General features: G+C 73.7%; 23 protein-coding genes and 1 pseudogene. 14 read left to right on the top strand and 10 right to left on the bottom strand.

What is annotated here, in order from left to right; translation table 11 throughout:
* Positions 1-152: 152 nt before the first annotated feature.
* On the bottom strand, positions 153-506 hold the full coding sequence (gene erpA, locus AB0R04_RS17610) for an iron-sulfur cluster insertion protein ErpA (RefSeq protein WP_030391519.1): 354 nt from the start codon (positions 504-506) through the stop codon (positions 153-155).
* Between the two features lie 246 nt (positions 507-752).
* On the opposite strand from erpA, the gene AB0R04_RS17615 reads away from it, so the two are divergent.
* Positions 753-1,613 (top strand): GNAT family N-acetyltransferase, encoded by an 861-nt coding sequence (locus tag AB0R04_RS17615; protein WP_363372064.1) that lies wholly within the window; start codon positions 753-755, stop codon positions 1,611-1,613.
* Positions 1,614-1,704: 91 nt separating this feature from the next.
* Here AB0R04_RS17615 and AB0R04_RS17620 read toward each other — a convergent pair whose 3' ends face one another.
* The 3 genes from AB0R04_RS17620 to AB0R04_RS17630 form a co-directional block, all read right to left on the bottom strand.
* Positions 1,705-3,087, bottom strand: a complete 1,383-nt coding sequence (locus AB0R04_RS17620) for a pyridoxal-dependent decarboxylase (RefSeq protein ID WP_363372067.1) — start codon at positions 3,085-3,087, stop codon at positions 1,705-1,707.
* 204 nt (positions 3,088-3,291) lie between these two features.
* Entirely contained in the window at positions 3,292-3,756 is a 465-nt protein-coding gene (locus AB0R04_RS17625) for an Lrp/AsnC family transcriptional regulator (protein ID WP_063347298.1), read from the bottom strand.
* Positions 3,757-3,937: 181 nt separating this feature from the next.
* Entirely contained in the window at positions 3,938-4,861 is a 924-nt protein-coding gene (locus AB0R04_RS17630) for an NADP-dependent oxidoreductase (RefSeq protein ID WP_363372070.1), read from the bottom strand.
* A 220-nt stretch (positions 4,862-5,081) separates the two neighbouring features.
* Here AB0R04_RS17630 and nadA point away from each other — a divergent pair, with 220 nt between their 5' ends.
* On the top strand, positions 5,082-6,266 hold the full coding sequence (nadA, locus tag AB0R04_RS17635) for a quinolinate synthase NadA (RefSeq protein WP_363372072.1): 1,185 nt from the start codon (positions 5,082-5,084) through the stop codon (positions 6,264-6,266).
* Between the two features lie 101 nt (positions 6,267-6,367).
* Here the strand turns inward: nadA and AB0R04_RS17640 are convergent, their stop codons facing one another.
* Together AB0R04_RS17640 and AB0R04_RS17645 are read right to left on the bottom strand one after the other, a co-directional pair.
* On the bottom strand, positions 6,368-6,661 hold the full coding sequence (locus tag AB0R04_RS17640) for a hypothetical protein (RefSeq protein ID WP_063347300.1): 294 nt from the start codon (positions 6,659-6,661) through the stop codon (positions 6,368-6,370).
* Between the two features lie 37 nt (positions 6,662-6,698).
* Positions 6,699-7,502 carry a PspA/IM30 family protein gene (locus AB0R04_RS17645; protein WP_363372074.1) on the bottom strand — a complete coding sequence of 268 codons (804 nt, stop codon included), beginning with the start codon at positions 7,500-7,502 and terminating at the stop codon, positions 6,699-6,701.
* Between the two features lie 299 nt (positions 7,503-7,801).
* Here AB0R04_RS17645 and AB0R04_RS17650 point away from each other — a divergent pair, with 299 nt between their 5' ends.
* Both AB0R04_RS17650 and AB0R04_RS17655 read left to right on the top strand, forming a co-directional pair.
* Positions 7,802-8,392 carry a DUF3043 domain-containing protein gene (locus AB0R04_RS17650; RefSeq protein ID WP_363372077.1) on the top strand — a complete coding sequence of 197 codons (591 nt, stop codon included), beginning with the start codon at positions 7,802-7,804 and terminating at the stop codon, positions 8,390-8,392.
* Positions 8,393-8,550: 158 nt separating this feature from the next.
* Entirely contained in the window at positions 8,551-9,291 is a 741-nt protein-coding gene (locus tag AB0R04_RS17655; RefSeq protein ID WP_107453016.1) for a class I SAM-dependent methyltransferase, read from the top strand.
* A 17-nt stretch (positions 9,292-9,308) separates the two neighbouring features.
* Here the strand turns inward: AB0R04_RS17655 and AB0R04_RS17660 are convergent, their stop codons facing one another.
* Positions 9,309-9,509, bottom strand: a complete 201-nt coding sequence (locus AB0R04_RS17660; RefSeq protein WP_350886321.1) for a hypothetical protein — start codon at positions 9,507-9,509, stop codon at positions 9,309-9,311.
* 135 nt (positions 9,510-9,644) lie between these two features.
* Here AB0R04_RS17660 and cobU point away from each other — a divergent pair.
* The 7 genes and pseudogenes from cobU to AB0R04_RS17695 all read left to right on the top strand — a co-directional run.
* Positions 9,645-10,199: pseudogene (cobU, locus tag AB0R04_RS17665) on the top strand (bifunctional adenosylcobinamide kinase/adenosylcobinamide-phosphate guanylyltransferase); the annotation flags it as partial.
* 28 nt (positions 10,200-10,227) lie between these two features.
* Positions 10,228-11,343: a nicotinate-nucleotide--dimethylbenzimidazole phosphoribosyltransferase gene (locus AB0R04_RS17670; protein WP_363372079.1), complete on the top strand. Its 1,116-nt coding sequence runs from the start codon at positions 10,228-10,230 to the stop codon at positions 11,341-11,343.
* Between the two features lie 87 nt (positions 11,344-11,430).
* A complete protein-coding gene (locus AB0R04_RS17675) occupies positions 11,431-12,210 on the top strand; it encodes an adenosylcobinamide-GDP ribazoletransferase (RefSeq protein WP_363372082.1) in 780 nt (259 codons plus the stop codon).
* Between the two features lie 260 nt (positions 12,211-12,470).
* Positions 12,471-13,976: a leucyl aminopeptidase gene (locus AB0R04_RS17680; RefSeq protein WP_363372084.1), complete on the top strand. Its 1,506-nt coding sequence runs from the start codon at positions 12,471-12,473 to the stop codon at positions 13,974-13,976.
* 407 nt (positions 13,977-14,383) lie between these two features.
* Entirely contained in the window at positions 14,384-15,772 is a 1,389-nt protein-coding gene (gene lpdA / locus AB0R04_RS17685; protein WP_363372086.1) for a dihydrolipoyl dehydrogenase, read from the top strand.
* Between the two features lie 56 nt (positions 15,773-15,828).
* Positions 15,829-17,589, top strand: a complete 1,761-nt coding sequence (gene sucB, locus AB0R04_RS17690) for a 2-oxoglutarate dehydrogenase, E2 component, dihydrolipoamide succinyltransferase (RefSeq protein WP_363372089.1) — start codon at positions 15,829-15,831, stop codon at positions 17,587-17,589.
* 215 nt (positions 17,590-17,804) lie between these two features.
* The gene (locus AB0R04_RS17695; RefSeq protein ID WP_363372092.1) at positions 17,805-18,320 is read left to right on the top strand and encodes a DUF4240 domain-containing protein; all 516 of its coding nucleotides are present in this window, start codon (positions 17,805-17,807) and stop codon (positions 18,318-18,320) included.
* A 47-nt stretch (positions 18,321-18,367) separates the two neighbouring features.
* On the opposite strand, the gene AB0R04_RS17700 is transcribed toward AB0R04_RS17695, so the two are convergent.
* The gene (locus tag AB0R04_RS17700) at positions 18,368-19,441 is read right to left on the bottom strand and encodes a DUF2510 domain-containing protein (RefSeq protein WP_363372095.1); all 1,074 of its coding nucleotides are present in this window, start codon (positions 19,439-19,441) and stop codon (positions 18,368-18,370) included.
* Between the two features lie 119 nt (positions 19,442-19,560).
* Positions 19,561-20,058 (bottom strand): GNAT family N-acetyltransferase, encoded by a 498-nt coding sequence (locus AB0R04_RS17705; protein ID WP_363372097.1) that lies wholly within the window; start codon positions 20,056-20,058, stop codon positions 19,561-19,563.
* Positions 20,059-20,122: 64 nt separating this feature from the next.
* Here AB0R04_RS17705 and AB0R04_RS17710 point away from each other — a divergent pair, with 64 nt between their 5' ends.
* The 3 genes from AB0R04_RS17710 (at position 20,123) to AB0R04_RS17720 (ending at position 24,216) form a co-directional block, all read left to right on the top strand.
* Complete coding sequence (locus tag AB0R04_RS17710) at positions 20,123-21,028, top strand: TIGR01777 family oxidoreductase (protein ID WP_363372099.1); 906 nt, start codon at positions 20,123-20,125, stop codon at positions 21,026-21,028.
* A 473-nt stretch (positions 21,029-21,501) separates the two neighbouring features.
* The gene (locus tag AB0R04_RS17715) at positions 21,502-22,833 is read left to right on the top strand and encodes an NAD(P)/FAD-dependent oxidoreductase (protein WP_363372102.1); all 1,332 of its coding nucleotides are present in this window, start codon (positions 21,502-21,504) and stop codon (positions 22,831-22,833) included.
* 159 nt (positions 22,834-22,992) lie between these two features.
* A complete protein-coding gene (locus tag AB0R04_RS17720; protein WP_363372105.1) occupies positions 22,993-24,216 on the top strand; it encodes a cation:proton antiporter in 1,224 nt (407 codons plus the stop codon).
* A 181-nt stretch (positions 24,217-24,397) separates the two neighbouring features.
* Here AB0R04_RS17720 and AB0R04_RS17725 read toward each other — a convergent pair whose 3' ends face one another.
* Positions 24,398-26,293 (bottom strand): regulator, encoded by a 1,896-nt coding sequence (locus AB0R04_RS17725; protein WP_363372107.1) that lies wholly within the window; start codon positions 26,291-26,293, stop codon positions 24,398-24,400.
* Positions 26,294-26,394: the final 101 nt, after the last annotated feature.

Consider the following 26,394-nt stretch of genomic DNA (forward strand, 5'->3'; position numbering starts at 1 on the left):
GTTCCTGCCGGTCGACCAAGAGGTACACGGGAGCGCCGAACTGCGAGTAGCGCCGGCGCTTGGCGGTCCTGTCGGTTTCACGCCCCGGGGATGATCCCCGGGGCCGCCTCCGTACCGCGGCTCGAACAAACGTCGAGCGGTGCTGCCTAGGCCTAGCTGAACGAGTCGCCGCAGGCGCAGGAGCCGGTGGCGTTCGGGTTGTCGATCGTGAAGCCCTGCTTCTCGATGGTGTCGACGAAGTCGACGGTGGCGCCGCCCAGGTACGGGGCGCTCATCCGGTCGGTGACGACCTTGACACCGTCGAAGTCCTTGAGGACGTCGCCGTCGAGCGAGCGCTCGTCGAAGAACAGCTGGTAACGCAGGCCGGAGCAGCCACCGGGCTGGACGGCGACGCGAAGTGCGAGGTCGTCGCGGCCCTCCTGCTCCAGCAGGCCCTTGACCTTGGCCGCGGCGGCATCGGTAAGGAGGATGCCACTCTCGACGGTGGTCTCGTCCTGGACGGTCATCTGCTTTCTCCCGGTCTTTGACGACGGTTTGCCCCCAGTGCCAACCAACGGCCGTCCGGATTCATTTCCCGAACGGCGATTGTCTTCGTCGGCTTGCTGGTGGCGGAATTTCCGTGGGCCGGGTGTGCCACCCGTGTCCCCTACGCTCCCCATGCTCGCACAACCCGGGAGGGCGGGTCACCGCCCGAGCCGCGGAATCCGGGGAACCGGCCCCGGGCCGGGCCGGCGGACGCCAGGATGGTGGCCATGATCCTGCGCCAGGTCAGGGACACCGCCGCCGACGCGGAGGCCGTCCAGGAGCTCTCCCTCGCCGCGTTCGCCGATCCGGCCCTGCCCGGTCCGGCGGCCGCACCGACCCCGCTGCAGCTGGCCCGGACGAGACATCTGGCGCGCACCGATCCGGCGGGCTGCTGGCTGGCGGAGAGCGGCGGGGAGCCGGTCGGCGCGGTGCTGTCGATGCGCCGGGAGGGCCTGTGGGCGCCGTCCCTGTTCGCGGTCCGGCCGCAGGCGCAGGGCAAGGGCGTCGGGCGGCTGCTGCTGGAACGGGCGGCGGCGCACTCGCGGGGCTGCCTGCGCGGGATGGTCTGCGCGTCGGCGTCCCCGGCGGCGGTCCGCCGCTACCGGCTGGCCGGGTTCACCCTGCACCCGGCGATGCGGCTGACCGGGCGGGTGGACCGGGCCGGGCTGCTCGACCCGGGGGACATCCCGGTGCACCGGGGCGGCGCCGTCCACCGGCACCTGCTGGACTCGGTGGACCGGCGGCTGCGCGGGTCCGCGCACGGCCCGGACCACGAGCTGATGCTGGGCCACTTCGAGGAACTGCTGATCGCCGACGCGCTGGCCGGCAGCGGCTACTGCTACCGGGACGGCGGCGAGGTGAAGCTGCTGGCGGCCACCACCAAGCGGATCGCCGCCCGGCTGCTGCGCGAGGCGCTGGCCCGGGTGCCGGACGGGGTCGAGGCGCGGGTGGAGTTCCTGACCGCCGAGCAGGAGTGGGCGCTGGATGTCGGCCTGGAGGTGGGGCTGACCCCGCAGAGCCGGGGCTTCGTCGGGCTGCGCGGGATGCGGCCGCCGGCGCCGTACCTGCCGAGCGGCGCCTTCCTGTGAACGACCGGACGACGGGATGACGGGATGACGGAACGACGTGGCCCCCGCCGGCTGCCTGCTCCGACGGGGGCCACGGGTCACCGGGGGCCGATCAGGCCATGGTGTCCAGGATCTCCCGGACCATGTCCATCGTCGTGCCCGGGTGCAGGAAGGCGAAGCGGGCGACCGTCTCGCCGTCCCAGCCGGTGGGGGTGACGAAGCCGATCTGGTCCGCGAGCAGCTGCTGCGACCAGCGGTAGTAGTCCTCGTTGGTCCAGCCCTTGCGCTTGAAGCAGACGGCCGAGAGCTGCGGGTCGAACAGCAGCTCCAGGTGGTCGGTGTCGCGGATGAGCTGGGCGGTGTCCCGGGCGAGCGTGAGGCCGGCCTCGATGGCGTCGGTGTAGGCCTGGGTGCCGTGGACGGCGAGGGAGAACCACAGCGGCAGGCCGCGGGCGCGCCGGGTGAGGTGGTAGGCGTAGTCGGTGGGGTTCCACTCGTCGCCCTCGGTGTGCAGGACGTCGAGGTAGGAGGCGTCCTGGGTGTGCACGGCCCGGGCGAGCTGCGGGTTGCGGTAGATCAGCGCGGCGCAGTCGAAGGGGGCAAACAGCCACTTGTGCGGGTCGACGACGAAGGAGTCGGCGTGCTCGATGCCGTTGTAGCGCTCGCGCACCGAGGGGGCGAACAGGCCCGCGCCGCCGTAGGCGCCGTCGACGTGGAACCACAGGTCCCGCTCGCGGGCGACCTCGGCCAGGCCCTTGAGGTCGTCGACGATGCCCTCGTTGGTCGTCCCGGCCGTGCCCACGACCGCGATGACGGTCTCCGGGTTCGGGTCGGCGGCCAGCGCGGCGCGCAGCGCCTCGCCGGTGAACCGGCGGTTCACGGTGGGGACCTTGAAGGCCTCGACGCCGATGATGTTGAAGGTGTTCTTGACCGAGGAGTGGACCTGGTCGGCGACGGCGATCCGCAGCCGCGCCTCCGGCCCACTGGGACGACCCTCCTTGGCAAGCTTGCGGCGGGCGGTGTCGCGGGCGACGACGAGGGCGGAGAGGTTGCCCGCGGAGCCGCCGGAGACGAAGGTGCCGCCGGCCGAGGCGGGCAGGCCGGCGCGGTCGGCGATCAGGCGCAGCACCTGGTTCTCGGCGGCGATCGCGCCGGCCGCCTCCAGCCAGGAGATGCCCTGCAGGGACGCGCAGGAGACCACCATGTCGAAGAGCAGCGCGGCCTTGGTCGGGGCGCACGGGATGAACGACAGGTAGCGCGGGCTGTCGGCGGAGATCACCGCGCGGGACAGCTCGTGGTCGTAGAGCTTGAGCACGTCGGCGGGGGCGTTGCCGTCCGCGTTCAGCAGACCGGCCAGCTGGGTGCGCAGGTGCTCGCCGTCACCGGGGTGGTCGAGCGGGACGGGGTCGTACTGCAGCCGGTCCCGCATGTAGTCGAAAACCAGGTCGACCAGGTCGTTGTCGGGCCGGTGCATGCGGTCGGGGGCTGCGGACACGGCTGTCCCTCTCGGCTGTGGGGTGTCGGGGGATGCCCGGTCGGCGGGGCGGTTCACCGCGTGGACCGGACGTGATCAGCGTAGGCAGCGGGAGGGGTTCGCCGCGCGTCGGAACCCGGCTGGTCAGGCAGCTTTCGGGCGTCTTCGGGCCGGTCCGCGCAGGATTCCTGCGCACCGGCCGGAGGGGGGCCGGTCGGAGGCGCCCTAGCCGATGAGCTGGGAGAGGACGACCGAGGAGCGGCTGCGCTGGACGCCGGGCTCGCGGCGGATGCGCTCGATGACGGCCTCCAGGTGGCGCATGTCGGCGGCGCGCAGGTGGACCAGGGCGTCCGGATCGCCGGTGACCGTCCAGGCGGCGATCACCTCGGGGAACTGGCGCAGGCTGGCGAGGATCTCCTCGGGGGCGGTCCGCTCGCGGCAGTAGACCTCGACGAAGGCCTCGGTCTGCCAGCCGAGCACCGACGGGTCGAGCACCACGGTGAAGCCCCGCACCACGCCGCGCGCCCGCAGCCGGTCGATCCGGCGGCGCACGGCGGTGGCGGAGAGGTTGACCTGGAGGCCGATCTCGGCGTACGAGGCGCGGCCGTCGCGGCCGAGCCGGGCGAGCAGGAGCCGGTCGGTCTCGTCCAGGTCGGCCCCGACCACCTCGTGCGCTCGGCTGCTGGTCATCGGTGCGGGGCTCCACGGGTCGTACGGGTCGGTTGCGGCCTCGGGCGGCGGCCCTCGGACGGAGGGCGGTGGGGGCGGCTGCCGAAACGGTTCGCCAACCATTCTGGCGGATGTCAGGAGCGAGTTCACCGCTCGCAGATGACGGCCGGTGGTCCGCCGCCGGTCGGCAGCCGGTCCGCCGTCAGTCGGCCAGCAGGACGATCTTGCCCCGGGTGCGGCCCTCGGCGCTGAGCGCCTGGGCGGAGGCCGCCTGGGCGAGCGGGAAGGTGGAGGCGACGGTGACGGTCAGCCGGCCGTCGTCGGCCAGCGCGGCCAGTTCGGCGAGGTCCGCGGCGTCCGGGCGGACCCAGACGTAGTGGCCACCGAGGGCCTTCACCCCGAAGTCGGTGATCGAGGCGATCCGGCTCTGGTCCGCCACCAGGCTCGCCGAGAGCGGGACGGCGCCGTGGCCGACCAGGTCGAGGGCCGCGTCGACCCCGCCCGGGGCGAGCGCCCGGACCCGGTCGGCCAGGCCCTCGCCGTAGAGCACCGGCTCGGCGCCGAGGCCGCGCAGGTAGTCGTGGTTGCGCTCGCCCGCGGTGCCGATCACCCGGGCGCCGAGGGCCCGGGCGATCTGGACGGCCAGGTGCCCGACCCCGCCGGCCGCGGCGTGCACCAGCAGGGTCTCCCCCGCCCGCAGCCGCAGTGCCTTGAGGCTCTGCAGCGCGGTGAGCCCGGCCAGCGGCAGGCCGCCGGCCTGGGCCCAGTCCAGTGCGGCCGGCTTGCGGGCGAGGGTGCGGACCGGGGCGGAGACGAGTTCGGCGTAGGTGCCGTGCTCGACAGTGTCCTTGCGGACGTAGCCGTAGACCTCGTCGCCGGGCGCGAACTCGGTGACGCCGCCGCCGACGGCGCGGACCACGCCGGCCAGGTCCCAGCCCATGACGAGCGGGAAGTGCGCGTCCAGCAGGCCGTCCAGGGCGCCGTCCCGGATCTTCCAGTCCACCGGGTTCACCCCGGCCGCCCGCATCTGCACCAGGACCGAGTCCGGGCCGACCTTGGGGTCGGGCAGGTCGGTGTACTCGACGACTTCGGGGCCGCCGTAGCGGTTGATCGCGATTGCCTTCATGGCCTCAGCCATACCCGGGCCCGGCCGGATATCGATTCGGCCACGCGAGGACCACCCCAAAACGGTCATCCGGCTCCGCCGGGGGTCCGATTCGGCGAGCGGTTCTCGTCACATCGACAGGATGGCCATCGTCACTCTGACGCTAACCGGTTATCATAGATAGCGTCAGATAGACGAAAAGGCTTCAGGCTTGATCGGCCGCACAGAAGGGCACCCGCCCGTGACCACCACCATCACCGAGACCCACGGCGTCGACCCCACTCCGACGCCGCTCGCTCTGCTGCTGCTCGGCCGCGAGGCCGACCCGAACAGCGAGCGCGGCGTCGAGTGCCCCGGCGACCTCCCCCCGGCCTCCGACCCGAACCTCGTCGAGCGCGCCCGCGCCGCCAAGGCCGCGCTCGGTGACCGGGTCTTCATCCTCGGACACCACTACCAGCGCGACGAGGTGATCGAGTTCGCCGACGTCACCGGTGACTCCTTCAAGCTCGCGCGCGACGCGGCGGCCCGCCCGGAGGCCGAGTACATCGTCTTCTGCGGCGTGCACTTCATGGCCGAGTCCGCCGACATCCTGACCGGTGACGCCCAGCAGGTCGTCCTCCCGGACCTCGCGGCCGGCTGTTCGATGGCCGACATGGCCACCGCCGAGCAGGTCGCCGAGTGCTGGGACGTGCTGACCGACGCCGGCATAGCCGACGTCACCGTCCCGGTCTCGTACATGAACTCCTCCGCCGACATCAAGGCCTTCACCGGCAGGCACGGCGGCACCATCTGCACCTCCTCCAACGCCGAGCGCGCCCTGGAGTGGGCCTTCGAGCAGGGCCAGAAGGTGCTGTTCCTGCCCGACCAGCACCTCGGCCGCAACACCGCGGTGCGCGATCTGGGCCTCTCGCTGGACGACTGCGTCCTGTACAACCCGCACAAGCCGAACGGCGGCCTGACCGCCGAGCAGCTGCGGGACGCCAAGATGATCCTGTGGCGCGGCCACTGCTCGGTGCACGGCCGGTTCAGCGTGGACTCGGTGAACGACGTGCGCGCGCGGATCCCCGGCGTCACCGTGCTGGTGCACCCCGAGTGCAAGCACGAGGTCGTCTCGGCCGCCGACATGGTGGGCTCGACCGAGTACATCATCAAGGCGCTGGACGCCGCCGAGCCCGGCTCCAAGTGGGCCATCGGCACCGAGCTGAACCTGGTCCGCCGCCTGGCCAAGGCGCACCCGGACAAGGAGATCGTCTTCCTGGACCGGACGGTCTGCTTCTGCTCCACCATGAACCGGATCGACCTGCCGCACCTCGTCTGGGCGCTGGAGTCGCTGGTCGAGGGCCGGGTGCCGAACGTGATCACCGTCGACCCGGAGACCGAGAAGTACGCCAAGGCGGCGCTGGACCGGATGCTGGCCCTGCCGTAGCCGGCCCGGCCCGACCCGGCCCGGCCGCCGGAACACGACGAAGGGCGGGTCCCCTCCCACCGGAGGGGACCCGCCCTTTCGTCTGGCACCGGCCGCGGCGGCTACTCGGGGTAGCCCGGGATCACACCCTCGCCGTCGGCCATCAACAGCTCGCGGACCTCGTCGATCGTCGCCTCGGCGCTCGGCAGGATCAGCTCGGACGGCGCCAGTGAATCCAGCGGCACCGGGGTGCCGAACTGCTTCACCGCGTCCAGCAGCTTGCCGTAGGCGCGACGGAAGTGCTCCTCGTCCCCCGACTCCACTGCGGTGACGAGCTCGGAGTCGAGCTCGTTGAGCAGGTTCAGGTGGTCATCGCCCACCTCGTACTGCCCCTCACCCATGACCCTCATGATCATGCCGTGCGTCTCCCTGGTTCGTGGGATGGAGCTCAGATCACTTGTTGTAGTTGATGCGCGGGGTGTCCTGCTGGGGGTGGGCCTCCGGCTGCTGCGGCTTGCCCTGCTCGATCGCGGCCGGACCGGAGGACGGGCCCCCCAGCTCGGCCTTCATCCGGGCCAACTCCAGCTCGACGTCGGTGCCGCCGGCCACTCGCTCCAGCTCGGCCTCGATGTCGTCCTTGCGGCCGAGGCCGCTCGCGTCATCGAGCGCACCGGACGCCAGCAGCTCGTCGATCGCACCGGCCCGGGCCTGCATCTGGGCCGTCTTGTCCTCGGCCCGCTGAATGGCCAGGCCGACGTCGCCCATCTCCTCCGAGATCCCGGAGAAGGACTCGGCGATGCGGGTCTGCGCCTGAGCGGCGGTGTACGTGGCCTTGATGGTCTCCTTCTTGGTGCGGAAGGCGTCCACCTTGGCCTGCAGCCGCTGGGAGGCGAGCGTGAGCTTCTCCTCCTCGCCCTGGAGGGCCTGGTACTGCGTCTCCAGGTCGGTGATCTGGGACTGCATGTTGGCCCGGCGGGTCAGCGCCTCGCGCGCGAGGTCCTCACGGCCCAGGGACAGCGCCTTGCGGCCCTGGTCCTCGTACTTCGCCGACTGCTGCTGGAGCTGGGTCAGCTGGAGTTCCAGGCGCTTGCGCGAGGTCGCGACATCCGCGACGCCACGCCGTACCTTCTGCAGCAGTTCGAGCTGCTTCTGGTAGGAGTAGTCGAGCGTCTCTCGGGGATCCTCCGCCCGATCCAAGGCCTTGTTCGCCTTGGAGCGGAAGATCAACCCCATACGCTTCATGATTCCGTCGCTCATGGGCCTCGGGTGCCCCCTTCTCCGGCCTGCGGTCTCTATCTCGATACCAGACACGACGAGTGTATGCGCAGCGAGCCCGTCGCCGCAGTGCACCTGCCTGCTACAAGACTGCTACAGCGACCAGCGGAGTTCCTCCTCCCCCGGGTGGATCCGCCTCTCATCCTCTCCATAGTCCATCCGATTGATCCCCTACGGGAAGGGGCCGGGAAACCCCGGCGGGCGGCCGACCTCGCGGATCGATACGCGTTTGGGTCCGAGGGGACCCCGAGAAGCCGCCCGGCACCCCGTACGCTGGTGGTGTGTTCCGACGCCGTTCAGATGATGCAGCCGCCTCCGCCACCGTGCTGGAGAAGCCGGACGAGACCCGCCACCCCCAGGCCAAGAAGGGTCGGCCAACGCCCAAGCGCAGTGAGGCCGAGGCCCACCGGCGTACCCGGGTGACGGTGCCCAAGGACCGCAAGGAGGCCGCCCGCCAGGCCCGCGAGCGGATGCGCTCCGAGCGCGAGAAGCAGCGCACCGCGCTGATGGAGGGCGACGAGCGCCACCTGCCGGCCCGTGACAAGGGCCCGGTGCGCAAGTTCGCCCGCGACTACGTGGACGCCCGCTGGTCGCTCGCCGAGTTCTTCCTGCCCGCCGCCGTGGTCATCCTGGTGCTGAGCATCATCAAGGTGCCCGCCATCCAGCTGCTGTCCACGCTGCTGTTCCTGCTGTTCTTCGTGCTGGTGATCCTGGACTTCGTCCGCCTCGGCTTCGGTCTGCGCAAGCAGTTCGCCGAGCGCTTCGCCGGCCAGAACACCCGCGGCGCGGTCGCCTACGGCCTGATGCGCATCCTGCAGATGCGCCGGCTGCGACTGCCCAAGCCGCAGGTGCGGCGCGGGGAGAAGCCCTGACCGCCGAACCGGTGGACTCCGGCTGGGCCCCGCCTTCCTGGGAGGGGCCCGGCCTGTACGCGTTGCCGGGGCAGGGGGACGGCGGCCACGACCGGATCGGCCAGGAGCGCCGGCTGCCCTCGCGCAGCGGCTCCTTCGCCGGCGGTACCGGCGCCTGGCTGGACCGGCTCGGCGGACTGCGCAACTTCGTCCGCCAGGAGCTGGTCTCCCGGCAGCTCGCCGAGCAGCTGGCCGGCCGCACCGCGCAGCGCGTCCTCGACATCGGCTGCGGCCAGGGCACCCAGGCGCTGCGCCTGGCCCGGGCCGGCCACTACGTCACCGGCATCGACTCCGACCCGGTCGCGCTCGGCGTCGCCCAGGGGGCGCTCGCCGAGGAACCGCCGGAGGTCGCCGGCCGGCTGCAACTGCTCAGCGGCGACGCCCACCAGTGCGGGCGCTGGTTCGGCCCGCGCAGCTTCGACGTGGTGCTCTGCCACGGCGTCCTGATGTACCTGCCCGCCCCCGACCCGATGATCGCCTCGCTGGCCCGGCTGCTGGCCCCGGGCGGGCTGCTCTCGCTGCTGGTCCGCAACCGCGACGCGCTCGCCCTGCGGCCCGCCGCCGCCGGGGACTGGCGGGCCGCCCTGCACGCCTTCGAGAGCGACCGGTACTACAACCGGCTCGGGCTGGCCGCCCGCGCCGACCGCCTCGCCGACCTCACCGTCACCCTCTCCGAGGTGTCGGTGCCGCTGAAGCACTGGTACGGCGTACGGGTCTTCACCGACAACGCGCCCGACGACGCGGCCCCGCCGGTGGACGGGCGGCAGCTGGCCCAGCTGCTGGAGGCCGAGGACCGGGCCGGCCGCACCGACCCGTACCGGCAGGTCGCCGCGCTGCTGCACGTGGTCGGCGCCAAGTAGCGGCCCCGCGACGGCGGTTACGCCTCGTGCAGGCTCATCGAGTAGATCACCCGGTCGTCGTCCAGCAGGACCGCCGTGTCGATGCCGTCCTCGGCGAGCTGCTTCCAGGACTCCCCGATCCAGGTCTCGGCGTCCCCCTGGCCCGCGAACTCCTCCTGCGCGCCCTCCGGCACCACCGCGGTGCCGTCCGCCTTCTCGTACCGCCACGTCCAGACCATGCCCGGCTCCTCCCACCGACGACGCTGCCTGCGTGCTGCGCACCTTAGCCTGCCCGGCCCGATCTTCCGTATGCCTGGCCGGACGCTCCGGATGCCCCGTCGGGCAGGATGGGCGGCATGGCGATCCACCACCCGCTCCCCCGCACGCTGCTGCTCGGCGGCGCCCGCTCCGGCAAGTCCACCCGGGCCGAGCAGCTGCTCGCCGACCACCCGGACGTCCTGTACGTGGCCACCGGCGGCACCCGGGACGGCGACACCGAGTGGGCCCAGCGGGTCGCGCTGCACCGCGAGCGGCGGCCGGCGAGCTGGCGCACCGCCGAGACCTGCGACCTGGAGGCCGTGCTGGCCGACCGGACCGACCCGGCGCCGGTGCTGGTCGACTGCCTGGCGCTGTGGCTGACCGCCGTGATGGACGAGTGCGGCGCCTGGGACGACGCGGTCTGGGCGGCGGGTGGGGAGGCCGCCGTCCAGCGGCGCTGCGAGGCCCTGGCGCGGGCCTGGGCGGCCACCGGGCGCACGGCCGTCGCGGTCAGCAACGAGGTCGGGATGGGCGTCGTCCCGGCGACCGCCGCAGGCCGGCGCTTCCGCGACACCCTGGGCCGGCTGAACATGGCCGTGGCGGACGCCTCCGAGCGTGTGCTGCTGGTCGTGGCCGGGCAGGTTCTGACCGTCAAGCCAGCCGCCGCCTGAACATCTGCGGCGTGTAGCCTTCCGGACGATGGACACGACCGTGGATCTCGATACGTTCTCCTCGCTCGTCGAGCGCCCCGACGAGAGCGCCCGACGGGCCGCCGAGGAACGCTGGCAGGAGGCCGGCCGGCCGCGCGGCGGGCTCGGCAAGCTGGAGGAGCTGGGCAGCTGGCTGTCGTCCGTGCAGGGGCGATCCCCCGTGCGGCCGGTGTCGGCCCCCAAGGTGCTGCTGTTCGCCGCCGACCACGGCGTGGCCGCGCTCGGGGTGTCCCGGCTGCCCGCCAAGGGCGGCACCGCCGCGCGGGTGCGCGCCGTCCTGGACGGCACCGCGCCGGTCACCCGGCTGGCCCGGCGCTACGGCGCCGAGGTGCGGGTCGTCGACGTCGCGGTGGACGCCGACCCCGCCGACTTCCCGGACGACGTGGTCACCCACCGGATCCGGCGCGGCTCCGGCCGGATCGACGTCGAGGACGCGCTCACCCCCGCGGAGACCGTGCGGGCCTTCCGGGCCGGCATGGCCGTCGCCGACGAGGAGGCCGACGCCGGCACCGACCTGGTGCTGCTCGGCGACCTCGGCGTCGGCGCCACCACCGTCGCCGCCGTCCTGGTCGGCGCGCTGTGCGGAACGGACGCGGCCGCCGTCACCGGGCGCGGCTCGGGCGTCGACGACCGGGTCTGGATGGTCAAGTGCGCCACCATCCGCGACTCCCTGCGGCGGGCCCGGCCCGTCCTCGGCGACCAGCTGGCGCTGCTCGGCGCCACCGGCGGGGCCGACTTCGCGGCGATCACCGGCTTCCTGCTCCAGGCCGCGGTGCGACGGCTCCCGGTGGTGCTGGACGGCGTCGTCTCGGCGGCCTGCGCGCTGGTCGCGCAGCGGATCGCCTTCCGGGCGCCGGAGTGGTGGCGGGCCGGGCAGTCCAGCGGCGAGCCCGCCCAGGCCAAGGCCTACGACCGGCTCACCCTGACGCCGTTGCAGGACCAGGGGATCACCATGGGCGAGGGCCTCGGCGCGCTGCTGGCCCTGCCGCTGCTCCAGGCCGCGGGCGACGCGCTCGCGGACGAGGCCCCGCGGCCGTTCGTACCGTCGGCACCGAAGGAGCAGCCGAAGCTGCCCTCGGCGGCGGACCTGCTGCGGCGGCTGTAGCAACCCGCCGCAACCCGTGGCACCAGGATCATGAGCGCCCCGTCCGGCACATCGGACGGGGCGCCTCCGTTCGGAGGGAAACACGTCGTGCAGGGCGCCAGTTGGGCCGAGGGGCTCCGGTTCGGGTTCGGGACGCTGTCCGTGCTGCGGGTGCGGGTGGAGCGGTGGGACCGGGCTGCGGCGGCGCGGGCGATGACGGCGGCCCCCGTGGTGGGGCTGGTGCTCGGCGCGGTGGCCGCCGGGGCGGGGTCACTGGCGGCCTGGCGGGCCGGCGGGCTGCTCGGGGCGGTGGCGGCGGTGGGGGTGCTGGCCGCGCTCACCCGGGGGCTGCACCTGGACGGTCTGGCGGACGTGGCCGACGGCCTGGGCAGCGGGAAGCCGGCCGAGGACGCGCTGCGCATCATGAAGCAGTCCGACATCGGCCCGTTCGGTGTCCTGACCCTCGTTCTCGTGCTGCTGGCCCAGATCGCCGCGCTGGCCGGACAGTTCGCCGAGTCGACCACGCGCGGCGCGCTCGCGGTGCTGGCGTCGGCGGTGACCGCGCGGTGCGCGCTCGCCTGGGGCTGCCTGCGGTCGGTGCCGGCCGCCCGGCCGGGCGGCCTGGGCGCGATGGTGGCGGGCACCGTGGCACCCGCCGGAGCGGTCGCGGGGACGGCCGCCGCGGCGCTCGCCCTGGCCGCCCTCGGACTGTTTGACGGATCGTCAACCCTTCGTCTCCCCACGGCCGTTGTGCTCGGCGTCGGCTGCGCCCAGCTGCTGCTCCGGCGCTGCGTACGGCGGTTCGGCGGAATCACCGGGGACGTGCTCGGCGCGATGGCGGAAACCGCCGCGACCGCTTCGCTGTTCGCCCTGGCGTTGCTCGGCTGACACCGGGCGGCGCGTGATCCCACCATGCGGACTACCATGCGGGGAGCACCGCAGCCCTGCACCGTCGCAGGTCCTGCCCGCCCGGCCTGACCCGAGGAGCCGGGGCCTCTGGTGTGCGTGGCCGCGACCTGCGCGGGTGCGCGCGCCAGGGGGCCCGGACCCGGAGCGTGCCGGGCGGTCCGGCCTGCGACGGCGGGTTGCGCCGGTGCGGCAGCCTCGCCGCAACCGGCCGTGGACCGCGAAAGAACAGGACGCATTACGTGACTGCATTGTCTGTGAGCACCTCCTCCGCCGCCTCGCTGCGCGCGGACGCCCTGGTGGTCGGTGTCGCCAAGGGCCCCAAGGGCATCGTGCTGGCCCCCGGCTCCGAGGCCGTGAACGAGGCGTTCGAGGGCAAGCTGACCGAGGTCCTCAGCACCCTGGGCGCGACCGGCGCCGAGGGCGAGGCCGTCAAGGTGCCCTCCCCCGCCGGCCTGAAGGCCGCGCTCGTGCTCGCGGTCGGCCTCGGCGAGGCCGCCGAGACCGGCTACCAGCTGGAGGCGCTGCGCCGCGCCGCTGGTGTCGCCGCCCGCACCCTGGCCGGCGCCAAGAAGGCCGCGCTGGCCCTGCCGGCCGAGTCCGCGGACGAGGTCGAGGCCGTCGCGCTGGGCGGCCTGCTCGGCTCGTACTCCTTCGGCACCTACAAGGCCGACGGCAGCGGCAAGGAGCCGGTCGGCGAGCTGGTCGTGCTGGCCCCCCGCAAGGGCAGCAAGGACGCCAAGGCGGCCGTGGAGCGCGCCGCCGCGGTCGGCGAGGAGATGAACCGGGCCCGCGACCTGGTCAACACCGCGCCGAACGACCTGAACCCGAAGAGCTTCGCCGCGATCGCCCAGGCGGCCGGCAAGGAGCACGGCCTCAAGGTCGAGGTGCTCGACGAGAAGGCGCTGCTCAAGGGCGGCTTCGGCGGCCTGCTGGGCGTCGGCAACGGCTCGGACAACCCGCCGCGGCTGGTGAAGGTGGCCTACACCCACCCGAAGGCGAAGGCCACGCTGGCCTTCATCGGCAAGGGCATCACCTACGACTCGGGCGGCATCTCGCTGAAGCCGGCCGGCCACAACGAGACCATGAAGTGCGACATGGCCGGCGCCGCCGCCGTGTTCGCCGCCGTGGTGGCCGCCAAGCGCCTGGGCCTGGCCGTCAACGTGACCGGCTGGCTGGCGCTGGCCGAGAACATGCCGTCCGGCTCCGCCACCCGCCCCGGCGACGTGCTGCGCATGTACGGCGGCAAGACCGTCGAGGTGCTGAACACCGACGCCGAGGGCCGTCTGGTGCTGGCCGACGCGATCGTGCGCGCCGGCGAGGAGAACCCGGACGTCATCGTCGACGTGGCGACCCTGACCGGCGCCATGGTGCTGGCCCTGGGCAACCGCACCTTCGGCGTGATGTCCAACAACGACGAGCTGCGCGCGACCCTGCACACCGTCTCGGGCGAGGTCGGCGAGCAGTCCTGGCCGATGCCGCTGCCGGCCGAGCTGCGCAAGGGCATGACCGAGTCGACCATCGCCGACCTGGCGAACATGGGCGAGCGGATGGGCGGCGGCCTGGTGGCCGGCCTGTTCCTGAAGGAGTTCGTGGCCGAGGGCATCGACTGGGCGCACCTGGACATCGCCGGCCCGGCGTTCCACGAGAGCGCTCCGTTCGGCTACACCCCGAAGGGCGGCACCGCGAGCGCGGTGCGCACCCTGGTCCGGTTCGCCGAGCAGACCGCGGCGGGCGGCAAGGCCTGATCAGGCACCCGAGTCGACGGGGGTCCGGCGCACGCGCGCCGGGCCCCCGTCGGCGTTCGCGCGCCGGCGCCGGTTACCTGCGAGTAGAACGGGACCCCGGCCCGCACCTCTGTTCGCTACTGGCGAAACTTTGTTCCACCCTGCGGAAGAGGTGGCGCCGCAGGGCCGCCCCGACGCCCGTCCGGCGGCTGTCAACCCCGCGTTGAGCTGCAATGATGCCCTTCCGTCGGGGGTATTCCCGCCCCGGTGACCGCTCTGTGGGACACCCCTGGGGTGGACCCGGACATCAGCCACCGCGAACAAGTGCGAAGATGTATTTCCGGCACGACTGGGCGCCTCACAAAGGCTTCCGACCCACCGGACCGCGACCGGCCCGGCGACCCACCCCATTGCATGGAGGACGTGACGTGGCGAACGACGCCAGCACCGTTTTCGACGTAGTCATTCTCGGAGGCGGAAGCGGCGGTTACGCCGCGGCGCTCCGCGCCGCTCAGCTGGGCCTGAGCGTCGCCCTGGTCGAGAAGGGGGAGCTGGGTGGCACCTGCCTGCACCGCGGCTGCATCCCGACCAAGGCTCTGCTGCACGCCGCCGAGATCGCGGACGAGACGAAGGAGGCCGCCGAGTTCGGCGTTCTGGCCACCTTCCAGGGCATCGACATCAACGGCGTCCACAAGTACAAGGACGACGTCGTCGCCGGCCTGTACAAGGGCCTCCAGGGCCTGGTCGCCTCCCGCAAGGTCACCTTCATCCAGGGCGCGGGCAAGCTCTCCTCGCAGACCTCGGTGGACGTCAACGGCCAGCGCATCGAGGGCCGCCACATCGTCCTGGCCACCGGCTCCGTGCCGCGCTCGATCCCGGGCCTGGAGATCGACGGCAACCGCGTGATCTCCTCGGACCACGCGCTCAAGCTCGACCGCATCCCGAAGTCGGCCGTCATCCTCGGCGGCGGCGTGATCGGCGTCGAGTTCGCCTCCGTCTGGAAGTCCTTCGGCGTCGAGGTCACCATCGTCGAGGCGCTGCCGCACCTCGTCCCGCTGGAGGACGAGAACTCCTCCAAGCTGCTGGAGCGCGCGTTCCGCAAGCGCGGCATCAAGTTCGAGCTGAAGGCCCGCTTCTCGGGTGTCGAGTACACCGAGGCCGGTGTCCGCGTCTCCACCGAGAACGGCAAGCAGATCGACGCCGACCTGCTGCTCGTCGCCATCGGCCGCGGCCCGGTCTCGTCCGGCCTCGGCTACGAGGAGAACGGCGTCGCGATGGACCGCGGCTACGTCCTGGTCGACGAGTACATGCGCACCAACGTGCCCACCATCTCGGCCGTCGGCGACCTCGCCCCGACCCTGCAGCTGGCCCACGTCGGCTTCGCCGAGGGCATCCTGGTCGCCGAGCGCCTGGCCGGCCTCAAGCCCGTGCCGATCGACTACGACGGCGTCCCGCGCGTGACCTACTCCAACCCCGAGGTGGCCTCCGTCGGCATCTCCGAGGCCAAGGCCGTCGAGCTGTACGGCAAGGAGAAGGTCGTCACCCTCAAGTACAACCTGGCCGGCAACGGCAAGAGCAAGATCCTGAAGACCGCCGGCGAGATCAAGCTCGTCCAGGTCAAGGACGGCGCCGTGGTCGGCGTCCACATGGTCGGCGCCCGCATGGGCGAGCAGGTCGGCGAAGCTCAGCTGATCTACAACTGGGAGGCCCTGCCGGCCGAGGTCGCGCAGCTCATCCACGCGCACCCGACCCAGTCCGAGGCCCTGGGCGAGGCGCACCTGGCGCTGGCCGGCAAGCCGCTGCACGCGCACGACTGATCACGCCACCACCCCCCATTTCCAGTACGCAAGACTTGATAGGAGTCGCTGAAACCATGGCGGTCTCAGTAACACTGCCCGCGCTGGGCGAGAGCGTTTCCGAGGGCACCGTCACCCGTTGGCTGAAGGCCGAGGGTGAGCGTGTCGAGGTCGACGAGCCGCTGCTCGAGGTGTCGACCGACAAGGTCGACACCGAGATCCCGTCGCCGGCCTCCGGCATCCTGGCCTCGATCAAGGTCGGCGAGGACGAGACCGTCGACGTCGGCGCCGAGCTGGCGATCATCGACGACGGCTCCGGTGCCCCGGTCGCCGCTGCGGCCCCGGTCGCCGAGGCCGCGCCCGTCGCCGCCCCGGCCCCGGTCGTGGAGGCGCCCGCCGCCCCCGCCCCGGTCGCCGCTGCCGCTCCGGCGGCTCCGGCTGCCGCTCCGGCTGCCGACGCCACCCCGGTCCTGCTGCCCGCGCTGGGCGAGTCGGTCACCGAGGGCACCGTCACCCGCTGGCTGAAGGCCGAGGGTGAGACGGTCGAGGTCGACGAGCCGCTGCTCGAGGTCTCCACCGACAAGGTCGACACCGAGATCCCGTCGCCGATCGCCGGTGTCGTGGTGAAGATCCTGGTCGGCGAGGACGAGACCGCCGAGGTCGGCGCCCAGCTCGCGCTGATCGGTGCCGCGGGTGCCGTCGCCGCCGCCCCGGCCCCGGTGGCTGCTCCGGCTCCGGTCGCCGCTCCGGCTCCGGTTGCCCCGGCCCCCGTCGCTCCGGCCGCCCCGGTCGCTCCGGCCGCTCCGGCTCCGGTCGCCGCCGCCCCGGCCCCGGTGGCCCCGGCCGCGCCCGCTCCGGTCGCCGCCCCGGCTCCCGTCGCCCCGGCCGCGCCGGCTGCCCCGGTGGCCGACGCCGGTGACGCCTACGTCACCCCGCTGGTGCGCAAGCTCGCCGCCGAGCACGGTGTCGAGCTGTCCTCCGTCGCCGGTACCGGCGTCGGCGGCCGCATCCGCAAGCAGGACGTCGTCGCCGCCGCGGAGGCCGCCAAGGCCGCCCCGGCCCCGGTCGCCGCCGCCGCTCCGGCCGCTGCGCCGAAGGCCGCCGCCGCGCCGTCCGCCCTGCGCGGCCAGACGGTCAAGATGACCCGCATGCGCAAGGTCATCGGCGACAACATGCTGAAGGCCCTGCACGAGCAGGCCCAGCTGACCAGCGTGGTCGAGGTGGACGTCACCAAGATCATGTCGCTGCGCGGCAAGGCCAAGGAGGGCTTCCTCGCCCGCGAGGGCGTCAAGCTGTCCCCGATGCCGTTCTTCGTCAAGGCCGCCGCCCAGGCGCTGAAGACCCACGCGGTCGTCAACGCCCGGATCAACGAGGCCGAGGGCACCATCACCTACTTCGACACCGAGAACATCGGTATCGCGGTGGACTCCGAGAAGGGTCTGATGACCCCGGTCATCAAGGGTGCGGGCGACCTCAACATCGCCGGCATCTCGAAGAAGACCGCCGAGCTGGCCACCAAGGTCCGCGACAGCAAGATCACCCCGGACGAGCTGTCCGGCGCCACCTTCACCATCAGCAACACCGGCTCGCGCGGTGCGCTGTTCGACACCGTGATCGTGCCGCCGAACCAGGTCGCCATCCTGGGCATCGGCGCCACCGTCAAGCGCCCGGTGGTCATCGAGGCCGACGGCGGCACCGCCATCGGCATCCGCGACATGACCTACCTGTCGCTCTCCTACGACCACCGCCTGGTGGACGGCGCCGACGCCGCCCGCTACCTGGTCGCGGTCAAGGAGATCCTGGAGGCCGGCGAGTTCGAGGTCGAGCTCGGCCTGTAAGGCACCACTGCAGGTCCGCGGTTTCGGCTGCACGGAGCCCCGCGTCGTCCCTGGACGGCGCGGGGCTCCGCCGTTGCCGGGGTCCGCCTGCCGTCCGCCTGCTCCTGGCCGCGCCTGGCCGCCTCCGACCCGCGCCCGGCTGCGTCGAACATCACCAGCGTTTCGCCGGGCCATGGCATGCGCGGGGGCTGGCGAACGGGGATGCTGGAGCGGTGATGGACGAGACCGACTTCTGGCAGATGATCGACGAGACCCGGGAGGACGCCGACGGCGATCCGGACGAGCAGGCCGACCGGCTGGTGGAACGGCTGGTCCAGCTGACCCCGGACGACGTCATCGACTTCGCCCGGCTGTTCGAGGCCCGGTTCCAGCGGGCCTACCGCCACGACCTCTGGGGCGCCGCCTACCTGCTGCTTGACGGCGCCTCCGACGACACCTTCGACTACTTCCGCTGCTGGCTGATCGGCCAGGGCCGGGACGTCTTCGAGGGCGCTCTGTTCGAGCCGGACGACCTGGCGGACCTGCTGTCCGAGTTCGACGAGGAGGAGGACGGCGAGGCCGAGGACCTCGGCTACGCCGCCGACGAGGCGTACGAGCAGCTGACCGGGCTGCCGCTGCCCGAGGTGGGCGGGCGACAGTCCGGCCGACCGGCCGGGGCCGCGCTGGACTTCGACGACCCGGACGTCATGGCGAAACGGTTCCCCAAGCTCTGGGAGCGCTACGGGGATTAGGGGCTCTCTTTCGGATCACGCCCACGGCGTGAGCGGCGCCGGACGCGTCAGGCGGTGCTGCCGCCGCCGGACGTGCCGTCCTGCTTGATGCCCCTGAGGATCTGGTCCAGCACGGACGCGTCCGGCGCGCTCGGGGTGTCGTCCACCCCGCCCTCGAACACCACGAAGCCGCCGCCCTTGGCCGGGACGGCGGCCAGCAGGACGTAGCCCTGGGTGCCGTCCGCGGTGCGGATGTGCCAGCGCACGGCGTAGCCGGACACGCCCGCGACGGTCGTGTAGCCGGAGCCGGAGTCGGTGTGCGAGCTGATCCCGGTGAAGATCTGGCCGGCGTACGCGGGCATGGTGGCCTCGGCGGCCGTCTTGGCGGTGACGCCCTGGACGGTGTCGGTCTCGACCGAGAACTGGCCGCGGATGCAGGAGTTGCCGTCCGGGCAGGTGTAGCGGCCGGTGCCCAGGTAGACCGTGGAGTGCGGGGAGTTGGGCGCCACGTCCCAGCCGTCGAGCACCGGGACGGTGATCGCGTGCTGGGTGTCCGGGACGGTGCTCCTGACGGTCGGCGCCGGTTTGGGCGCGGGCGTCGGGGCGGGCGTGCCCGCTGTGGGGCTCGGGGCGGGGCCGGCGCCCCGGGTGATGGTGACCGTCGGGTTCGGGGTCGGGTCGGCCTGCGGGGAGCCGCCGCCGCTGAGCACGATCCCGGCGACGATCCCGCCCACGGCCAGGACGGCGACCGCGATGCCGACGACCAGACCGGGGCTCATCCGGCCGGGCGCCGGCTGCTGCGGCGGGTAGCCCGGCGCCGGGTAGCCGTAGCCCGCGCCCTGGACGGGGTAGCCGTCCTGGCCCGGGTAGTAGCCGTCCTGGCCCGGGTAGCCGTAGCCCGGGGCGGGGGCGCTGCCCGGGTAGCCGTGGCCGGGGGCGCCCTGCGGGCCGCCGTAGCCGTACCCGGGCTGCCGGCCGGGGGGCTGCCAGCCCTGGGTGGGGGCGTCGGCGAGTTGGCCGGCGCCGCCCTGGAGCGGGCGCACCTCGCTGGTCCAGGCGTTGCCGTCCCACCAGCGCTCGTGACCGGGGGTGCCGTCCGCACCGGGGACCGGGTACCACCCGGGGGGCGTCGAGTTGCTCACGGCCGTACGGTACCCGGCGGGGTGCTGGTCCAGACAGAGCGGATCGGTCACGACTCTGCACCGCCCGCCAGATCTGACGGGTCGTCAGTTTCAGTGGACGGAAAGGCCGGTCGGGCTTGTCAGTGCGCCAGGCTGCGGGCCATCCAGATGTCGTCCACGTACGACCCGTCGATCAGGAACTCCTCCGCGAGCGAGCCCTCGACGACGAAGCCGCAGCCCTCGTAGAGGCGGCGGGCCGGAGCGTTCCAGCCGAGCACCCGCAGGGTCATCCTGCGCGCGCCCGCGGCCCGGGCGGCCTCGCACGCCGCCTCGACCAGGCGCCGGCCGACACCCCGGCCGCGAGCCGTGCCGTCGACGACCAGGCCCTGGATCTGCCGGACGTGCCGGTTGCTGGCCAGCGGGGTCGGCGGGACCTGGCGGACGTAGCCGACCACCCGGCCGTCCAGGAGGGCGAGCAGGTACTGCTCCGGGGTGTGCCGTTCGTCGAAGACGCCGTCCCCCTCGGGCGGCTGCGGGGAGACGTCGGCCAGCGGGGACCAGGCGGCACGGTTGAGAACGGCGAGTTCGACCTCGTCCTCGGGCTGAGCCGGGCGGATGATCAGATCGTCCTCGTGCATGCGCGTCATGCTAGTGAGACGCATGCCGACATGACAGGGCTTTGGGAACTGGGAGGATGGACGCATGCGCATCGCTGTCACAGGCTCCACGGGATTGATCGGCTCGGCTCTCGTCCGCTCCCTGCTGGCGGACGGCCACGAGGTGGTCCGGCTGGTCCGGCGCCGCTCCAGGACGGGCCCGCAGCCCGACGGCAGCACGGCCATCGGCTGGAACCCGCTGCTCGGCCAGGTCGAGCAGGACGGGCTGGCCGGGGTCGAGGCGGTCGTGCACCTGGCCGGCGCCGGGGTCGGCGACCACCGCTGGACGGACGCCTACAAGCGGGAGATCCGGGAGAGCCGGGCACTCGGCACCGAGACGCTGGCCGTCGCACTGGCCGCGCTCAAGGAGCCGCCCCGGGTGCTGGTCAGCGCCTCCGCCGTCGGCTGGTACGGGCAGACCGGCGACCGGGTGATCGACGAGGACTCCCCCGCCGGCGACGACTTCCTGGCCGAGGTCTGCGTGGAGTGGGAGGCGGCCGCGCGGCCGGCCGAGCTGGCCGGCATCCGGGTCGTCCACCCGCGCACCGGGATGGTGCTGTCCGCGGCCGGCGGGGCCGGCGCGCGGCTGTTCCCGCTGTTCAAGCTGGGGCTGGGCGGGCGGCTCGGAGACGGGCGGCAGTACTGGAGCTTCATCTCGCTGGCCGACCAGGTCGCCGCGCTGCGGTTCCTGATCGACCGGGACGACCTCTCCGGCGCCGTCAACCTCACCGCGCCCGATCCCGTCACCAACGCCGAGCTGACGGCGGCGCTCGGGCGGGTGCTCCGGCGGCCGACTCCGTTCCCGGTGCCGGAGGCGGTGCTCAAGGTGGTGCTCGGCGAGCTGGCGGTCGAGGTGGTCGGCAGCCACCGGGTGGTGCCGCGGCGGCTGCTGGACGCGGGCTTCCGCTTCGCGCACCCGGACGTGGACGCGGCGGTGCGCGCGGCGCTGTGAGTGGCGCTGTGCGTGGCGCGGTGCGTGGCGCGGTGCGTGGCGGTGGGGGCGACCGGTGGCGCGGAACCCTGCCGTCCGCCGCGGGTTTCCGGCACGGGCTGCACGGCGGGGCTCCGGTACGTCCCGCTGCGTACGGCGGCTACGGCATTCACGCTGGCCAGGGGCATATGCCGGGCGGAGATCGGGTGGGGGTCGGACGGGGCTCCGGGAGGGGGCGCATGGGAGCACACACCGGGCGCGTCGCACGCCCCCGGTGACCGTGCGCGCCCACCAACCCCGGAACCCGGCCCCAACGGCGCACTGTCCGTGACCGCGCTCCCGCCCGGTGCCGCACGCCCCCTCTCGACCCTTGGATCGGGCCCGATGCGCTTGTCTGATGCTCACACTGACTGGGCATCACACCGTCGGACCGTGTCCCGGCACCCCGCTGCCTGCGTCGGCCGGAGCCCCGGGACCAGGGAGGGAGCACGCCAGTGCCCACATACGACTTCACCCGCCGCGCCCGCCGCCCGTCCGACCCTGACGTCATCGTCATCGGCGCCGGACTCGCCGGCCTGGCCGCCGCACGCACGCTCACCGGCCGCGGCCTCACCGTGCAGATCCTTGAGGCCACGGACCGGATCGGCGGCCGGATGGCCACCCGCGAACTGGACGGATTCCGGCTCGACGACGGCAGCCACCTGCTGAACACCGCCTTCCCCGAACTCCGCCGCGTCCTCGACCTCGACCGCCTCGACCTGCGCCCGCTCGCCCCCGGAGTCCTCGTGCACAGCGGCGGCCGCCGCTACCGCACCGGGGACCCGCAGCTCACCACCGCCCGGCAGGCCGCCACCCGCGCCCCACTCGGCAGCCCGCTGGACAAGGCCCGGCTCGGCAGCTGGCTCGGCCGGCTCGCCACCACCCCCGCCAGCCGGCTCAAGGCCCGCCCGGAAACCACCACCGCCCGCGCGCTGGCCGGCCACGGGCTCGCCCCGCGCACCCTCGACGGCTTCCTGCGGCCACTGCTCAGCGCGCTGCTCAGCGACCCCGCCCTCGGCACCAGCAGCCGGATCGCCGACCTGGTCCTGCGCTCCTACGCGCGCGGACGACTCTGTCTGCCCGCCGGCGGGATCGCGGCCGTGCCGGCCCAGCTGGCCACCACCCTGCCCGCCGGCACCGTACGCACCGGGGTGCAGGTCACCTCGATCACCGCCGACGGCGTGGAGACCGCCACCCACGGGCGGATCGGCGCCCAGGCCGTCGTCCTCGCCACCGACGCCCGCTCCGCCGCCGAACTGCTGCCCGGGCTACGGCTGCCGGACTTCCACCCCGTCACGACCTTCTACCACGCGGCCGACCGCACCCCGCTGGGCGAGGCCGTCCTGCTGCTCGACGGCGACCGGCCCGGCGGGCAGCCGCCGCTGGTCTCGCACTCGCTGGTGCTCAGCGAACTGCACCCCTCCTACGCCCCCGCCGGACAGGCGCTGATCGCCACCACCGTGCTCGGGCGGCGCTCCTTCGACGCGGGCGGCCCGGCCGGACTGGAACCGGCGGTCCGGGCCCGGCTCGCCGAGCTCTACGGCGCCTCGACCACCGGCTGGCAGTTCCTGAACGTGCGGCACGTCCCGGACGCGCTGCCCGCGATGCCGCCGCCGCACAACCCCCGGCGCCCGGTGCGGGTGCTGGCCGGGCTGTACGTCGCCGGGGACCACCGGGACACCAGCACCGTGCAGGGCGCGCTGGTCTCCGGGCGGCGGGCGGCGCAGGCGGTGCTGCGCGACCTCGGCGTCCCGGCCAACGCCCGGGAGGCCGAGGCGGCGGCCTGAGCCCGTCGGGGTCGGCCTGACGGGCTCCCGGCCCGGCGGGCTTTCGGCCTGGCTCCCGGGACACGCTGACGGCCCGCCGGTGGGTGACGGACCGGCGGCATGCCAGGATGCCGACATGACCGCTCATCGGATGATTTACACCGTCCGGCCGGTTGCGCGGTGAGCGCCGCCGTCCAGCCGGTGGCCCTGATCCTGATCCCCGCCGCGGCCGTCGCCGCGCCGCTGCTCGCCGACCGCCTGCTGCGGTGGATCGCCGTCCCGACCGTCGTGTTCGAGATCCTGCTCGGCGTCCTGATCGGCCCCGACGTCCTGAACTGGGCGCGCGTCGACGACCTGGTCAACGCGCTCTCCCAGTTCGGCCTGGCCATGCTGATGTTCCTGGCCGGGTACGAGATCGACTTCGCCAAGCTGCGCGGCGGCCCGCTGAAACGGGCGGGCACCGCGTGGCTGGTCTCGCTCGTGGTGGCGCTCGGCGTGGGCGCGCTGGTCAACCGGGACCCGCTGAACGGCGCCTTCGCCGGGCTCGCGCTCACCACCACCGCCCTCGGGACCATCCTGCCGATCCTCCGCGACTCCGGCGAACTGCCCACCCCCTTCGGCTCGTTGGTGATGGCCACCGGGGCGGTCGGCGAGTTCGGGCCGATCATCGCGATCGCCATCCTGCTCAGCGGCAACTCCCCGGTCCGGACGGCCGTCATCCTCGGCGCCTTCGCGGTGATCACCGCCGTCGCGGTCCTCGGCGCACGCCGCCCCCGGCCCGCCTGGGCCACCCGGCTCATCGAGCGCACCCTGCGCACCTCCGGGCAGTTCGCCGTCCGGGCGGTGATCCTGGTGCTCGCCGTCATGGTGGCCGCCGCGATCTGGCTCGACCTGGACATGCTGCTCGGCGCCTTCACCGCCGGGATCGTCTCCCGGCTGCTGCTCTCCGACATCCGCCGGGCCGAGGAGGAGGTGATCGAGGCCAAGCTGGAGAGCATCGGCTTCGGTTTCCTGGTGCCGGTGTTCTTCGTGGTCAGCGGGATGAACTTCGACCTGTCCGCCCTGCTGGACGACCCCGGCACGATACTGCTCGTCCCGGTGTTCCTGCTGCTGCTCCTGGCCGTGCGCGGGCTGCCCGCCGGGCTGCTCGCCCCGGCCGGACTCGGCCGGCGGGACCGCACAGCGCTCGGGCTCTACGGCGCGACGGCGCTGCCGCTGGTCGTGGTGATCACCACCATCGAGGTGGACGACGGCCACCTGCCATCCTCGACGGCGGCCGCGCTGGTCGGCGCCGGCATGCTCTCGGTGCTGCTGTTCCCGCTGGTGGCGCAACGGGTGCGCGGCGGCGTCCGGCCGCCCTCGCCGGAGGCCGGGCAGCCGCGCGTCCGGGCCGAGAGCTGGTGACCCGCTTCGCTCCCGCCCGTCGCCGAGGTGCTCGGAGCCGTCGCCGGGGTGCTCCAGCCCGTCGCCGGGGCGCTCAAAGCCGTCGCCGGGCGGATGGGCCCTTCGGCCCGGGGCGGACCCGGGCCGGACGGGTTTCCAGGGCCGCCGGAGCTCGCCCGACCGGCCCCTCTGCGACAGGTCCTCAGATCACGCCGGCCTGGCGGGCCGTCTCCTCGAAGGCACGGGCCACCGGACTGCCCCGGTAGGGGGTGAGGCGGCGGTGGAAGTCCCGGACGTACTCCAGCGAGCGGGCCGAGCGCATCTCCCCCGCCGCCCGCAGCGCGTCGGTGGCCATGGTGCAGGCCTCGTCGAGGTCCCCCATGCCGAGCCGGGCGGTGGCCAGCACCAGCCGGCAGAAGATCCGGCTGCGCGCGTAGGCGGGTGAGCGCAGCCGCAGCGACTTCTCGGCGTGCTGCGCGGAGGTGCGCCACTGCTGGAGGTCGCGGTAGCAGTGGGCGAACTCGTCGGAGAGCTGGGCCTCGTCGAAGTACCGTGCCCAGGAGGGAAGTTCGTCGCCGACCCGGGCCGCGGCCAGCGCCCGCTCGGAGCGCACCAGGGCGGTGGTGCAGGCCCGGACGTCGCCCAGCAGGCCGTGCCCGCGCGCCTCGGCGGTGTGCATCAGCGACTGGACCACCGGCGGCACGGCGGTGCCCACGCCCTGCTGGGCGACCCGGGCCAGTTGGACGGCCTCCCGGCCGTGGCCCAGGTGGACGGCCTGCTGGCTCATCGTCACCAGGACGTACCCGCCGAGCGCGCGGTCCCCGGCGGCCTGGGACAGGCGCAGCGCCTGGACGAAGTAGCGCTGGGCGAGGCCGTGCGCGGCGATGTCGAAGGACGTCCAGCCTGCCAGCCTGGTCAGGTCGGCGACGGCGCCGAACAGCGCCCGGCCGATCTGCTCGCCGTAGCGGCCGCGCAGCATCGGCTCGGCCTCGCTCTCCAGGTAGCGGACCAGCGCCTGCCGGGCGTGCCCACCGCCGTAGGCGTGATCGAGCGCCCGGAAGAGGTCGCCGACGGCGCGGATGGCGGCGATGTCGCCGCGGCCGACCCGCAGGGCGGGGCGCGACTCGCGGGCCGGTTCGGTGTACGGCGGCTCGACGGCGGTCGGCGGGCGCCGGCTCTGGGTGGGCACCCGGCCGATGGTGGGCCCGGCGGGGCCGGCCGCGCCGGGCACGGGGCGGATGCCGGGGGCCCCGTGGTGGGCCTGGCCGCGCGCCGGGCTCGGAGGGGGAGCGCCGGGCGCGGGGGGCACGCTCTGGGCGGGTGCGGCGGGTGCTGCCGTCACGGCGGATGCTGCGGTGCCGGCGGTACCGGCAGCGGCGGCGGACGGACCGGCGGGCGGACCGGTGGCGGCGTCGGGGCGGACCATCGTCGAGCCGTCCCGGGCGACGCGCTCGTCGGTGCGGCCGATCAGCCAGTCCCGGCTGGGGACGACCAGGCCCGCCGGGGTGAAGGCGATCCGGCGCAGTTCGGACTGCGGGCCGTTGTCCTTGCGCCACATGCTCGCCACGATGTCCACCGCCTCCTGCGGGGTCTCGGCGAACTCCAGGCCCGCGTACACCGGGGCGCAGGCGTCCAGGCCGAGGTCCTGGGCGGTGAGGCGGCGGCCGAGGCGGCGGGTGAAGACCTCGGCGATCAGCGCGGGGGTGGCGCCGCGGGGCTGCTGGCCGCGCAGCCAGCGGGTGACCGAGGTCTTGTCGTAGCGCAGGTCGAGGCCGTGCTCCAGGCCGAGCTGGTCGACCCGGCGGGCCAGGCCCGCGTGCGAGAAGCCGGCTTCCTCGATGAGCGCGGCGAGTTGGCCGTTCTGCGGGGACGGGCCGGAGTGCCCGGAGTGGCCGCCGACCGGCCCGGGCGCGGGGACGGCGGGTTCGTGCCGGTCGGTTGTGGCCTGCGCGGGCAGCCGCAGTTCGTCGGCGGTCGGGGCGTCGGCGGTCAGGGCGTCGGGGGCGTCCGGCAGGGTCCGGCCGACCGGGCCTCGGTGGTGGCCGAGCGGGTCGAGCGGTCCGTACGCCGGGCTGTCGGTTGCAGGCCGTTGGGGCATGTCAGTCAACACCTCTCGGACGTCGCACCGGGCTCTACCAGCACTTCGGCTGCCTGGGGCGGCGCCCCCTGTCGGGAATCGGCGTGAATGTAGCGAGCATT

This window comes from Kitasatospora sp. NPDC056731, from assembly GCF_040687675.1.
Taxonomy (GTDB): Bacteria; Actinomycetota; Actinomycetes; order Streptomycetales; family Streptomycetaceae; genus Kitasatospora.